Below are 14,324 nucleotides of genomic sequence, written 5' to 3' on the forward strand. Positions count from 1 at the left end.
AAAGGATTATGACAGTTATATTATCGAGTGTTGCAGTATTCTTAACTTTAATTTTGTTGTTGGTGGTTATTTTACTATCAGCCAAAGCGAAATTATCTCCGTCCGGACCAGTTAAGGTCAATATAAATGGAGAGAAAGATTTAGAAGTGGGTTCAGGATCTACTTTATTAAATACGTTGAGTGAAAACAAATTGTTTCTACCCTCTGCTTGTGGAGGCGGTGGAACTTGTGTACAATGTAAATGTATTGTAAAAGATGGTGGTGGTGCAATTCTTCCTACGGAAGAGCCACACTTTACAAGAAAAGAAATTGCTGAAGGTTGGAGACTGGGCTGTCAGGTGAAAGTGAAACAAGACATGAGAATCCAAATTCCTGAAGAAGTTTTTGGTATTAAGAAATGGAAAGCCACTGTTGTTTCCAATTATAACGTAGCCTCTTTTATCAAGGAATTTATTGTTGAAATTCCTGAAGATATGGGCTACAAAGCCGGTGGATATATTCAAATTGAAATCCCCACTTGCGAAGTGAAGTTTGAAGATTTAGATATTTCCGCACATCCAGAAGAGCATCCTGGTGATGTAGATAAATTCAAAGCAGAGTGGGATTCTTTCAAACTATGGCCTCTTGTTATGAAAAATACAGAGACCGTAGAAAGAGCATATTCTATGGCTTCTTACCCAGCAGAAGGCAGAAAAGTAATGCTGAATGTACGTATTGCTACTCCTCCTTTCGACAGAGCAAAAGGGGACTGGATGGATGTAAATCCTGGTGTTGCTTCCTCATATATTTTTGGATGCAAAGCAGGGGATGAGGTTACAATTTCAGGACCTTATGGAGAATTTTTCATCAATGAAAGTGATTCAGAAATGCTATATGTAGGTGGTGGTGCCGGTATGGCCCCAATGCGTTCTCACTTATACCACTTGTTCAGAACCATCAAAACAGGCCGTAAAGTCACATTTTGGTATGGTGGTCGTTCAAAAAGAGAATTATTCTATACAGAACATTTTAGAGCATTAGAGCGTGATTATCCTAATTTCAAATTTTACCTAGCTTTATCTGAACCTCAAGAAGAAGATAATTGGAAACAGAAAGATGGAATTGATGGAGAAGGTGATGGCTTTGTTGGATTTATTCACCAATGTGTGATCGATAATTATTTAAATCATCATGAAGATCCTGAGGATATGGAATTATATTTCTGTGGTCCACCATTGATGAACCAAGCGGTTCAGAAAATGGGTGAAGATTTCGGTATACCCGATGAAAATATCAGATTTGATGATTTCGGCGGATAAGATGGATTGAATTTTATAACCCCAAACAGGAAACTGTTTGGGGTTATTATATTAAAGAAATATGGGGTTACTTACAGATCAACAATTACACAACCTTGCTATGAATCTCGTTGGTAAGGATCTCGAAGAACTGGGATATGAATTTTTAGCTGTAAACAGTAAAAAATCTAAAAACCCACAGTTTGTTGCAACCAAAGAAAAGAAGTTGATATTTGTTGTTGTCCGAGCAGTCAACTACCCTGATAACCCCGTGCTTTATGATGAGGAGTTAATGGGGAAAGTTAGTAAACATGGCATTAATTACGAGGCTAAAACTTTTTATGCAGGTGTTGGTGTAGCCAATTCTGTAAGCTATGAACTGCCTGTAGACTCCGAACAAGATTATGTTTTAAATTACACAGGTTTAATAGAAATTAAATGAAATATTTTTTTTTAACCTTAAGTTTTCTACTCCTATCTTGCGAAAAAAACACAACAAATTCACACTCCTTAAGTGGAAGTGCTTTAGGCACTACGTATTCTGTTAAATATTTTTCAGAAGACTATATCCTAAAAGAATCTGTAATTGATTCTATCCTAAAGGATATCAATTTATCTATGAGCACTTACATGCGTGAGTCTGATATTTCAAGAATCAATGCTGGAGAGTCAGTTGTTGTTGATGATAATTTCCAAAAGGTTTTTAGAGCTTCTCAACGAATTTATAATGATACTGATGGATATTTCGATCCTAGTGTAGGGATGCTTGTGAATGCTTATGGGTTCGGGCCTCAAGGCTATTCAGAAGATGTCAAAGAGAGTCAGATAGATTCTCTATTTCAATTTGTGGGCTTTAACCATATTCAATTATCTGAAGAGGCTAAAGTTATTTCAAACCTTCCTGTGCTCTATTTAGATTTTAATGCCATAGCTAAAGGGTATACTGTGGATGTGTTTGGAAACTATCTAAATTCCAAAGGTGTTACTCATTATTTAGTAGAAATTGGTGGAGAAGTGAGAGTGAAAGGCAAGAACCTAGAGAAGGCTTCTCCTTGGAAAGTTGGAATAGAACTTCCATCAGAAAATAATTCCAGAGAATTGATGTACGGCATTCAACTTAAGGATGAGTCTTTAGCCACGTCGGGAAATTATAGGAAGTTTAGATTAGATCCCTTGTCAGGTAAAAAGTATGTACATACTATCAATCCGAATACGGGACAATCTCAAAAAACAGATATTTTTTCAGCCTCCGTCATTACAAACACTTGCGCCGATGCAGATGCTTATGCGACTGCATTTATGGCGATGGGATTTGAAAAGTCTCTGCAATTCATCGAGAAACAAAATGCCCTTAAAGTGATTTTAATTTATAGTGACTCAGAGGGAAATCAAAAGACTTATATCTCACCAGAGATTCAATCTTCAGTTGAGAAATTCTAAGAGGGTTTAAAGCAAATGGGGAGTAGTTCACCTTGGCTAAGTCTAAAGTAATCAACTTCTTCTTCCGTCAATTCAGAAGTGAAATCCACTTCCTTAACTTGGAACCCTATTTCCCTTAGTTTATCAAAATAATCGCGACCATAGATTCTTAAATGGTCGTACTGTCCAAAAATTCGAGATCTGTCTTTTGAATCCGTTATAGAATCATCCTCAAATGTAGTTGCTCTCGAAAGATCTTGTGGGATTTGGAGTATAGCCATTCCGCCAGGTTTAAGAACTCTTAAAAGTTCTTTTATGGCTTGAGAATCGTCTTTTATATGCTCTAGGACATGATTGCAAATCAGCGTGTCGAAAAAATCAGTCTCAAATGGTAAATCACAAATATCTGCCTTAACATCTGCAATTGGAGAATTGAGGTCTGTGGTCGTGTATTCCAAATTTTCCATGTCCTTAAACCTTTTAAAAAAAGCTTGTTCAGGTGCGAAATGGAGTAGCTTTTGTGGTCTAGTAAAAAAGTCTGTTTTCCGTTGTAGATACAACCAAAGCAAACGGTGCCTTTCTAAAGATAAGGTAGAGGGACCCAAAACATTAGGCCTTTGTGTTTCATACCCGTAGGGTAGAAATTTCGAAAAGGTTTTGCCATCTATAGGATCTTTATAGGCAGTTCCTTTATAAACCAAAATCAATACTGGCTTTACGATTAAGCTCATCTGAATCAGGAAAGGTCTTGGGAATAAGTTGAGAAGGACTTGGAATATTTTTTTCAAAATTTAATTTTACTTTTCAAAAGTAAAATTAAAGCTAAATCACCACTTATTTAAAATTATGCCTCACTAATACCCGTTTAGACAATGAATTTCTACATATCAACTCCTAGCCATTTCTTCATAAAGGATTGTTCCTTCATAAGAGAATTAGAATGATCTGATCTTAAAATCAGATCAAATCTTTATTTTTTTCAAAATAATCCTGAGATTGTTCCCTTTCTATCTATTTTAATCTTTTCAGATGAAGGGGTCAAAGGCAAACCAGGCATCCTAAGTATGTTACCAGCAATTGGAATAATAAATCCAGCTCCTGCAGCTATTTCAAACTCACGGATGTGTATGTCAAAATTTCTAGGGCGGCCTAGTAATTTTTCGTTGTCACTCAAGCTTTTCTGGGTTTTAGCCATACAAATGGGTAGGTTACCATAGCCTAAACCCTCAAATTTGTTTAGTTGCTTTTTTGCTTTGGCTGTAAGCACCACATTGTTAGCTCCATATATCCTTCTGCAAATTTTCTCTATTTTAGTTAAGGAGGAATCTTTCAGATCATAAGTAGGAGTAAACTTAGCTTTACAAGTTTGAGCAGCAGCTACTACTTTTTCAGCTAATTCGATACAGCCTTTCCCTCCTTCAGCCCAGCCATAGCTTAAAACTACAGGTACTCCTATTTTTTTACAATAGACATAAATAAGGTTTTTTTCAGCTTCGGTATCACCGTTAAAGGCGTTTATAGAAACAACTATGGGCAACCCAAAACTTTGAATGCTTTCTATATGCCTCTCCAAGTTTGGGATTCCTTTTTCTAAGGCCTCCAGATTTTCTTCCGTTAAGCGATCCAGTGGCAGTCCTCCATGATACTTGAGCGCTCTTATTGTTGCCACGATTACTACAGCCTTGGGCGATAAATTGGCTTTTCTGCATTTTATATTCAAGAACTTTTCAGCACCTAAATCGGCCGCAAATCCAGCTTCAGTAACGACATAATCCCCTAGGCTCATGCCCATTTTTGTAGCGATAATAGAGTTGGTTCCTTGAGCGATATTAGCAAAAGGTCCTCCATGTATAATCGCTGGATTTCCTTCAAGTGTCTGAACCAGATTAGGTTTGATGGCATCTTTTAATAAAACAGCCATAGCTCCAGAAGCATTCAAGTCTTTAGCATAAACGGCCTTACCTTCAAAAGTATCTCCAATATAGATGTTACTGCACATCTCTTGTAAGTTTTCTAAGTTTTTGCACAAACATAGAATAGCCATAATTTCTGAAGCTGCTGTAATGTTAAACCCTGTCTCACTAGGAATTCCACCTGCTTTACCCCCAAGGGACGAAACGATATTTCGAAGAGAGCGATCGTTCATATCCATACAGCGTTTCCATATGACAGTGCGAGGGTCTATGCCTAAGTTTTTACTTCTGTTTTGTATATTGTTATCAATGAGTGCTGCAAGTAAATTATTAGCCATAGCAATGGCATGAAAATCACCTGTAAAGTGTAAGTTGATGTCTACCATAGGAATAACCTGACTCCAGCCTCCCCCTGTAGCTCCACCTTTCATACCGAAAACAGGCCCAAGGCTTGGCTCTCTGAGGACCACAACTGACTTTTTGCCAATACAGTTCAATCCATCGCTTAGGCCAATGGAAGTCGTTGTTTTTCCCTCTCCTGCTGGGGTTGGCGTGATGGCCGTAACCAAGATAAGATTACTCTGATCAACTTTCTCCTTATCTATTAAGTCTAATGGTAGTTTAGCCTTTTCATTCCCATAATATTCTAAATAGGCTTCTTTGATGTCTAATTTTTCAGCTATTCTTTTAATGTGATCCGCTTTAACTTTCTGTGCAATTTCTATATCAGTCATTTACTTTTCTCTGAAATTTGGAATGTGTTTGCTTAATTATTTACCACTGTGTATTTGTAAAAAAATCGGTATTGAAACCCCAGAACAATTTAGTGTTTTACAAAGAGAAGAAATAAATAAACCCTTTAATAAAAAAGGTAAAAGGCTTTATTTATGCTTTTATTAAGGGGATGTATAGTTAGATTATTCTTTTTCATTGCTTTTCTTGTAGTAAAATGTTTTGGAATCTTTTTTCTTTTTCATTTACTAGTTTCGTCCTTTTTTTGAATTCAATTCAAATAAAAGATAAGGAATCCCAATACCCATTGAAGTCCAAAACGAATAATTTTTGACTTCAGGGTTTTCAATTCTTTTTGCAACTAAAAGTCCGCTTATACTAAGTAATACCAAATTAAATTTATGCTACATTATAGGTTTAATTTGTTATAAGTAAAATTGAAAGATCCGGAAAATGAAAGCTCTTCTGAATTGATGGAAGGTCAACTTCATTGTCATTACAACCTATAAAGAGTAGGAAAAATTAGATTAAAGTAGGTGGTTAACAGATCATTAAATCATCTACAAGTTGTTCTGTAATTTTCAACTTGTGTTAGTGATTAGACTTTTCATAGGATTTATAGGTGTGTGAAAGCTCACGAATTGCTTTTTCTATCACTGGACGTTTTACACAAGAGTACCCGAAAATAAAACCTTGTTTATTATTATTTATAAAACAATTACTGTAGTGGTGGACGTTGATATTTAAGATGCTTAAGTTATCCTTTATAATCCTATCAGACAAGTGGTCTGGAATTTCTGCTAAAAGATGTAAACTTCGAGCTTCTGAATACATTATTTTTACTGAAGGTGGCATATACTTTTTGAAATTATCAATAAATATAGAGCGGCGTTTTTCTGCTATGTTGACAACATTTTTGATATGGTTATAAATGTAATTTTTTTCAATAAACTGGCTCATAATAAATTGATTTGAAGGCGAAACGAATCTATGTGAGTGTTTTTGTAAGGCCTTAATAACATCCAATAAATAGTAAGGGACTACCATGTAACCTAAACGGACAGATTGATGTAACAATCTATTAAACGTACCTAAAAACACAGTTCGGTTCTCTCGATCTAAACTGAAAATGGCTTCTTGTCTATCTTTCCAATTACTGATCTCGTGATCGTAGTCATTTTCGATGATAACTGCTTTATGACTACTTGCCCATTCCAAAATTTCAAGCTTCCTCTGCTTACTCATCCTCACGCCTGTAGGATAATGATTTGAAGGTGTAAGGTGAATAAGTTTTGGGGATGTATTACCTTTTGATTTATAATCTTTAATTTTAATGCCTTGGTTATCTAGAGGAAGCTCATTAATTTTAGTTCCTAAACTTTTAAAAATAGATTGCACATTGGGAAATGTTGGGTTTTCCATCACAATAGTATCTTTTGGATTCAATAAAGCATTCCCAATTAAATATAAAGATTGTAATGAACCCGATACTATGATAATTTGTTGATAATCACATTTAATACCACGAACAAGATTTAAATAATTTGCAACATTCTTTTTAAAAACCTCTATACCCGAGGAATCAGAAAAAGATAGAGATGAAAACTTTACTCGTCTCCAATATTCATCAGAAATTTTCTTCCATTGGTTAATAGGGAAGACATCCAAGGGAGGTAAACCTGGCCTAAAGGCTACAAATTTTTCATCTGTGGAATGGAGTAGACCTACGTTTTTTGAAAAGAGTTTCCCACGTTTAGAAATTTCAGGATAATTAGAGAGTTGACTTATTCTTTCCGTTTTGGTATATGAGATGTCAATTTTTTTAACCCAATAACCAGACCCTGGTCTAGATTCTATGCTACCTTCTATCAGTAAAAGCTCAAAGGCCTTCACCGTTGTACTTCTTGAAACGCCCAACACTTCAGAAAGTTTTCTCGTAGAAGGAAGCTGGCTTTCTCTAGGAATACTTTGATCTTCAATTTTTGCTTTGATGAAGATTTTGATTTTCAGATATTTAGCAAGACCGAGTTCACCCTCTGTTAAGCTTAATTCCCCTTTTATGAGGTTTAGAATGAAATCGGAACTGGTATGCATTATTTTTTTGGATTGGTATGCAAAATATAAAGAAAAAACTGTCTATTTTACATTATTAAAAATATTACTAACCAAAATTTATAGATATGAAAAATATTTACCTTTTATTTTGTTTATTTTATATAGGTGCATTTTCACAAAATGTAACTATAACAAAGGTTATTGAGACAGGCTGTTCAAATCCTTTTGTTAAAACAGTAGAGCTCTATGTAGACGGTACTGTAGATTTTGCTAATGATGATATAGTTTTAAATTATATGCAAAATGGAGATGCTTGGCAGGATAATCAGATTGACATCTCTGGTTTAGGAGTTCAAACAGATGCTTTCGTTTACATTGTCAGAGACATTCCACTAATGCAAGCTGAATTTCCTTCAACTATTTTTGATGCTAGCAATACAACAGAGGTTGGAACTTCAACAAGTGGCGATGATGGCTACCAATTGGTTTTAAACGGAACAGTAGTTAGTCAGTTTGGTAAAACTGAAACAGACGCTGATGATGACACTGAATCTAATTGGAATCATAATGATGCTGTAGCTACAAGATTAGATGGTATCTCAGATACAGGAACTTGGGATCCTGCGCAGTGGTCTATTACCGCAGAAGACGATTTAGATGATCATACTGCTTGCCAAGGAAGTGGAGCAAGTCCTAATTTAGAAACCTATTTTGGAACCTTAGGAAGTACATTTCCTTTAGGTTCAGGTTCTGGTTGGACCCCTGTTGGAGAGGTATGTACAATAGCTTTAGGAAGTACATCTGTAATTTGTACAACATTTTCAAATGGAGATACTGACGACACTTATACTGCTACGCTAGATTTTATAGGTGGAAATAATGATAATACTTTTGTGGTAAACTCAACTGCAGGCACAGTTGGTGGCGATGATCCTTCAAATACCGAAACGGGCACTATTGTAATTACCAATATCCCAGAAGGTACAGATATTACCGTTTCGGTTAGTGATTTAGCAGATGGTGGTATATGTGATTTATCTGATGATATCAACAGTCCCGGTTGTGTACCATTGGTTTTGAATGAAGTCCTTTTTGATCCTCCTAGCGACGATGACCAAACAGCAGAAGTAGAAGGTGATGCCAATAACGATGGAACTAGAGATGCTTCAGAAGATGAATTTATGGAATTTTTTAATAATTCGAATGAAGATTTAAACATCAGTGGATATACTATATTTGACTCTAACGGTTTATCTTCTGATACACCAAGACACGTGGTGCCCGCAAATACAATAATTTCAGCTAATAGCGCTTATGTTGTTTTTGGAGGTGGAACACCAACTGGCAGTTTCGGAACGGCCATTGTTCAAACATCCTCATCAGGTGATCTAAATTTAACAAATAGTGGAGATGATATTATAGTCAAAAATTCATCAGGCTTAACGGTAATCGATTTTGATTCTGATGACTTAAGTTTAAATTTTGGTGACAATCAATCTATTACTAGAAGCCCAGATATAACTGGTGATTATGTACTTCATACGGATGCAAATGCAGATTTAGTTTATTCGCCAGGATTGCAAGTAGACGGGACAACCTTATCAATTCAAGATAATCGCTTGAAATTTGATATTACATTTTATCCAAACCCTGTAAAAAACGGATTTGTGAATATCAATTCTAAAATTGAGGGCACCAAGACTATCGAGTTATATGACCTCACCGGTAGACTGGTCATGTCAACAAAATTAAGTACAAGCATATTGGATGTTTCCAGTATAGGAAGTGGCATTTACTTGTTAAGGGCTACGATTTCAAATCGCACTTCAACAAACAAATTGATTATCGACTAATGACTAATTCCAAAGGCTGCTATTCTAAATAGCAGCCTTTTTTATTAAGTGATAATAAATCTGTGACTTAAAATGCGCATAACTAGTATTTAAATTTGTTTAAGAACGCAACACAGCGTTAACTTTATAATTCTATGACTCATGAGTAAAAGCAAGACTTTAAACGGTATTTTTGGCATTTTTTTGCTAAGTCTTTTACAGTACTCCTGTACTACAGATGATATTTTACCTGCTTTAGAATTGACAACAAGTGATACCAACCTAAGCGAAGATGAGGGTAGTATTCAAATAACGGCAACCTTAAATTCAACAAGTAGTGAAACTGTAACGGTACCTCTGCTAATTAGTGGTACTGCAACTGAGGGTGTTGATTTCTCTATTTCTGCAACAGAAATTACAATTAGCAACGGACAAACTTCTGGAAGTATTTCCCTCAATGGGCTTCAAGACCAAGACATCGAAGGTGTGGAAAACCTAAACATCTCCTTAGAGAGTGGTGCAGGATTTCTAGTTTTATCAGGTTCTAGCTTAGAGATACAAATTTTGGATGATGATACAGATACCGATAACGATGGTGTTTTGGATTCTGATGATGAATGTGTCGATGTAGCTGGCGATATCGAAAACAACGGCTGTCCTTTTTTAGGATTTTTAATAAATGAAGTTAATTACGATCCTGCCTCAGGTGCTCTAGGAGATGCTAACGGAGATGGCACAAGAAGTCCTCTTAATGATGAATTTATAGAATTTTTTAATTCTGGTTCAGCTTTAGATATTTCAGGCTATACCCTTTCAGACGCAGATCAAATTAGGCATACTTTTCCTCAAGGAACTATTTTACCAGTAAATAGTGTATTAGTCGTTTTTGGCGGAGGCACACCAACAGGTGCTTTTGGTGGAGCAATTGTTCAAACCGCATCAGAAGGTCAATTAAATATGAGTAACTCTGGAGATTTTATGACTCTAGCAGACCCAAGTGGAGATCCAGTATTAACCTTTGATGTTGAGCCTTTATCCAATAATCCAAATGAGTCTTATACACGTAATCCAGACCTTATAGGAGAATTTGAACAACACGCAGGACTAGATGCTGCAAATGGGGCTTTGTTTTCTCCAGGTACAAAACTAGACGGGAGTTCTTTCTAACCTTATAAAAATAAATGGAATACTTAGGAGTAATTATAGCGCTTGTTTTTATAGTCATTGTAGCCCGGTTGCTATTAAAAAAACAAAATCCACATGCCGTCTTATTGGTTTCTGGATTGCTAATGCTATGTATCTCTTATTTTTTAAATTACAAATTGCCTGTCTTAAAAGAGGAAACTGGTTTTATTGGCTTTGATTTTTTTAGATACATCAAAGAATCTTTTAGTAAAACCAATGCTGGCGTAGGTCTTATGATCATGGCCATTGGTGGTTTTGTTGCTTATATTGATAAAATTGGCGCTTCTAAGGCCTTGGTTCATGTCGCTATGAAACCACTAAAGCTTTTTAAGAAAAAACCTTACATAGCTGCTTCTATGGTTATACCTATAGGTCAAATATTATTTGTTTCTATCCCATCTGCAGCAGGTTTAAGTTTATTGCTCATGGCATCATTATTTCCAATACTGGTCAATTTAGGAGTAAGCAGATTATCGGCAGTGTCTGTAATTACAGCAACAACGGCCTTTGGCATGGGACCAGCATCTGCCATAACTGTAAGTGCCTCAGCATTATGCGACATACCAATTATAGATTATTTAGTAGACTATCAAATTCCTTTAGTATGGCCGTTGAGCATTTCAATGATGGTGACCTATTATTTTGTAAATAAACATTTTGACAAGAAAATCGAAAAAGAAAAGGTGGTAGAAACCGAAAGTGATAAAAAATCAGACGTTCCTGTAATTTATGCGCTCATCCCCATTTTACCCATAATTCTGCTCATTGTTTTTTCAAAACTATTCAACTTATTTCCTTCACCCATCGCATTAGACACCACTACAGCCATGTTTATTAGTCTATTTATAGCCTTGATATTCGAAGCGATTAGAAGAAGAAATATCAAAGAGGTTTTTGATACGCTAAAAATATTTTGGAGCGGAATGGGTAACATTTTTAAGACTGTAGTCACCTTAATTATAACAGCTGATATTTTTGCAAAAGGATTGATAAGTTTAGGTCTTATAGATGGTTTGCTAGCTTTTGCTCAAAATGCAGGTTTTGGAGCAATTGGGATAGGTATTGTTATGTCTGTGATGATATTTTTAGCCTCCATGCTTATGGGTAGTGGAAATGCTTCATTTTTTGCTTTTGGCCCTCTAGTCCCAAAAATCTCAAAAGCCTTGGGGGTTGAATCTAGCTCTATAATTTTACCTATGCAATTTTCAGCTTCAATGGGACGAACTGTTTCTCCTGTTGCTGGTGTCATTATTGCAACGGCTGAAATTGCTCAGGTATCTGCCATATCTATAGTGAAACGAAATATCATCCCCTTAGGAGTGGCTTTAATCATCATGTTAACCTATCATTTTATCTAGAACAATGCTAAATTTACTTAGAAATACACAATTATACGCCCCATCAAAAATGGGTAAAAAAGATATTTTGATAGCAAATGATAAAATCATAGCTATTGAAGATAACCTTAGCGAATTTGAAAATAAACATGTAAAGATTATTGATGCTGAAGGCAAAATAGTAACCCCTGGCTTAATAGATCAACATATACATGTCATAGGTGCTGGTGGTAAAGAAGGTTTTGGGTCTATGACGCCAGAAGTAAAACTTAGCGAACTCATTGCCTGTGGTACAACAACCGTTTGTAGTCTTTTGGGAACAGATGGCACTGCCAGAAACATCAGAACTTTATATGCAAAAGTAAAAGGCTTAAATCAAGAAGGCATTTCAGCATACATGTTTAGCGGTTATTATGGTATGGACACCGTAACCATAACAGAGAGTATTCAAGGTGATATGTTGTTTATTGATAAAGTATTGGGTGTAAAAATAGCCATTAGTGATATTCGATCTTCTTATCCATCGGCTACAGATTTGGTAAGAAAACTTAGAGACATCATGGTAGGTGGCATGGTTGGAGGCAAAAAAGGGATACTACATATTCATTTAGGAAACTTACCCAGCAAAATGGACCTGTTGTTTGAATTGGTTAATGACTTTCACTTTCCTATTAAACACATCTCTCCAACGCATGTTGGCCGTTCAAAAGAGCTTTTTGACCAAGCAATAGAATTTGCCAAACTTGGCGGTATGATAGATATAACAACAGCGGCATCTCAATATACAGCGCCTTATAAATCGGTTTTATATGCATTAGAACACGGTGTAGATATTAGCAAAATGACCTTTAGTACAGATGGCCATGCAGGCTTAACAAAATTTGATGAAGAGGGTAGCGCCATTGGCGTAAGAAAAGCACCAATAGATAAAAATTTATCTGAAACCTTACTATTGGTCAAAGAAGGTAAGTTACCAATTGAAAAAGCCTTTCAACTAGTCACCAGTAATCCTGCTGAAAACTTAGGGCTTAAGCACAAAGGAAGCATACAAGTTGGTAATGATGCCGACTTCTGTTTTTTTGATGAAGACTTAACTCTTACTGATGTGTTTGCAAAAGGACAACAGATGATGAAAAATAAAAAAATTATAGTTAAAGGAAATTTTGAACTATAGTATGAAACACATAAATATGAAAATTTCCAGAATTATTTTTGTTGTATTGGTTAGTGTAAGTCTATCTCATCTCTATGCACAAAACACAAAATTGAGTAGTTATGATTTTGGAGAGGGTTTTAATTTTACCAATCCAAACGGAAGTACCATCAAACTACAAGGGTATATTCAGCCTTTTTCAGAAACAGAAATTTACGAAGACTCAGACCTAGCCAATGAAACGAGATTTAGAATGAGGCGATTGCGATTAAGGCTGTCTGGTCAATCTGCAAACGAAAGATTTGGGTATAGATTGCAAGTAGATTTAGCAGGACAAGACGAAGCTCAAAGAGAAGGCGACGTGAGCGATTTAAGAAACTATTTATTAGACGCTTATGTCTCCTATAAAGTGGCAAGAAGAGTAGAGCTTATATTTGGTCAGCGTGCCACTTACACAGATAACAGAGAATTATTTATGAATTCTAATGCACTCCAACTGCCAGAACGGAGTAGATTAACATCTGCTTTTGCTAGTATTAGAGAATTTGGATTATTTGCAAAAGGTACTTTTAAAACCGGTCGAGGTACTTATTTAAAACCTTACGTAACCATAACCAACGGAGATGGGGCTAATGTGTTTAATAATGATAATGGGGGTTTAAAATATGGCGCACGTTTAGATTTCTTACCCTTCGGATTATTTACCAATTTTGGACAGTTTAGACAAGCTGATGTGGTAAGAGAACAAACCCCTAAATTGGTTTTTGGAGTGACGGCAAATTATAACGATGGCATTACGAGTAGAAGAGGAAGAAATAGCGGTAGAATAGTATACCTTAACGATATAAATGCCAATGGTGCATTGGATGATGGTGAGGAAAGACTTCCTGATTATTCTAAAGTAGGGATAGATTTTTTGTTTAAATACAAAGGGTTCTCTGTGATTGGTGAATACCATAAAAGTTTTGCCTCCGATATTGCTGATGATATTAATTTAAGAAATGACATTTTTGGAGACGACAACACTGTGTTAACCGATCGTTTTAGAGGTCGTGTAAATCCAACCTCAGAAGATTTCAGGGATTTCACACCAGATGAATATGTGCGACGACAAATGATGCTAGGGGAAGCCTACAATATTCAAGGAGGATATCTCTTTAAAAATGGCTTTTCTCTAGATGCTAGGTATACGCATATCAATGCCGATGAACATTCGTTTTTAAATAATGCTACATTTTTTAATAGAACAGATTATTACACTGTTGGTGTAAGTAAATATTTAAACCGAAGCTATGGTGCGAAAATTCAAGCCTCTTACACTTGGATAAACGCAGGAGAATTCGGCATCAGCGATAACCAAGGAGATCCTCTACCTGGAGACGAAAGACTGTTGAGACTAATTTTAACCCTAGCCTTTTAAG

At 35.8% G+C, this 14,324-nt stretch carries 11 protein-coding genes; 8 read left to right on the forward strand and 3 right to left on the reverse strand.

The window, feature by feature from the left end:
* Nucleotides 1-8 precede the first annotated feature (8 nt).
* The 3 genes from nqrF (at nucleotide 9) to P700755_RS12455 (ending at nucleotide 2,717) form a co-directional block, all read left to right on the forward strand.
* Nucleotides 9-1,298 (forward strand): NADH:ubiquinone reductase (Na(+)-transporting) subunit F, encoded by a 1,290-nt coding sequence (gene nqrF / locus P700755_RS12445; RefSeq protein ID WP_015025008.1) that lies wholly within the window; start codon nucleotides 9-11, stop codon nucleotides 1,296-1,298.
* Between the two features lie 61 nt (nucleotides 1,299-1,359).
* Nucleotides 1,360-1,719, forward strand: coding sequence for a hypothetical protein (locus P700755_RS12450; RefSeq protein WP_015025009.1), 360 nt, complete (start codon nucleotides 1,360-1,362; stop codon nucleotides 1,717-1,719).
* Nucleotides 1,716-2,717 carry an FAD:protein FMN transferase gene (locus P700755_RS12455; RefSeq protein WP_015025010.1) on the forward strand — a complete coding sequence of 334 codons (1,002 nt, stop codon included), beginning with the start codon at nucleotides 1,716-1,718 and terminating at the stop codon, nucleotides 2,715-2,717. Before P700755_RS12450 ends, P700755_RS12455 begins: the two co-directional genes overlap by 4 nt.
* Here the strand turns inward: P700755_RS12455 and P700755_RS12460 are convergent.
* From P700755_RS12460 to pdxR, 3 genes are all read right to left on the reverse strand, one after another.
* Entirely contained in the window at nucleotides 2,714-3,484 is a 771-nt protein-coding gene (locus P700755_RS12460; RefSeq protein WP_015025011.1) for a class I SAM-dependent methyltransferase, read from the reverse strand. The genes P700755_RS12455 and P700755_RS12460 overlap by 4 nt on opposite strands.
* Nucleotides 3,485-3,675: 191 nt before the next feature.
* Nucleotides 3,676-5,343 (reverse strand): formate--tetrahydrofolate ligase, encoded by a 1,668-nt coding sequence (locus P700755_RS12465; protein WP_015025012.1) that lies wholly within the window; start codon nucleotides 5,341-5,343, stop codon nucleotides 3,676-3,678.
* Nucleotides 5,344-5,932: 589 nt separating this feature from the next.
* Nucleotides 5,933-7,435, reverse strand: coding sequence for a MocR-like pyridoxine biosynthesis transcription factor PdxR (gene pdxR / locus P700755_RS12470; RefSeq protein WP_015025014.1), 1,503 nt, complete (start codon nucleotides 7,433-7,435; stop codon nucleotides 5,933-5,935).
* An 86-nt stretch (nucleotides 7,436-7,521) separates the two neighbouring features.
* Here pdxR and P700755_RS18810 point away from each other — a divergent pair, with 86 nt between their 5' ends.
* The 5 genes from P700755_RS18810 (at nucleotide 7,522) to P700755_RS12495 (ending at nucleotide 14,323) form a co-directional block, all read left to right on the forward strand.
* The gene (locus tag P700755_RS18810) at nucleotides 7,522-9,249 is read left to right on the forward strand and encodes a T9SS type A sorting domain-containing protein (RefSeq protein ID WP_015025015.1); all 1,728 of its coding nucleotides are present in this window, start codon (nucleotides 7,522-7,524) and stop codon (nucleotides 9,247-9,249) included.
* 141 nt (nucleotides 9,250-9,390) lie between these two features.
* The gene (locus tag P700755_RS21330; protein WP_015025016.1) at nucleotides 9,391-10,395 is read left to right on the forward strand and encodes a lamin tail domain-containing protein; all 1,005 of its coding nucleotides are present in this window, start codon (nucleotides 9,391-9,393) and stop codon (nucleotides 10,393-10,395) included.
* A 14-nt stretch (nucleotides 10,396-10,409) separates the two neighbouring features.
* Complete coding sequence (dcuC, locus tag P700755_RS12485; protein ID WP_015025017.1) at nucleotides 10,410-11,771, forward strand: C4-dicarboxylate transporter DcuC; 1,362 nt, start codon at nucleotides 10,410-10,412, stop codon at nucleotides 11,769-11,771.
* Between the two features lie 4 nt (nucleotides 11,772-11,775).
* On the forward strand, nucleotides 11,776-12,924 hold the full coding sequence (gene iadA / locus P700755_RS12490; protein WP_015025018.1) for a beta-aspartyl-peptidase: 1,149 nt from the start codon (nucleotides 11,776-11,778) through the stop codon (nucleotides 12,922-12,924).
* 16 nt (nucleotides 12,925-12,940) lie between these two features.
* Nucleotides 12,941-14,323 carry a hypothetical protein gene (locus P700755_RS12495; RefSeq protein WP_015025019.1) on the forward strand — a complete coding sequence of 461 codons (1,383 nt, stop codon included), beginning with the start codon at nucleotides 12,941-12,943 and terminating at the stop codon, nucleotides 14,321-14,323.
* Nucleotide 14,324: the final 1 nt, after the last annotated feature.

Origin of the sequence: Psychroflexus torquis ATCC 700755, assembly GCF_000153485.2 — a bacterium.
In the GTDB taxonomy this organism is placed as follows: domain Bacteria; phylum Bacteroidota; class Bacteroidia; order Flavobacteriales; family Flavobacteriaceae; genus Psychroflexus; species Psychroflexus torquis.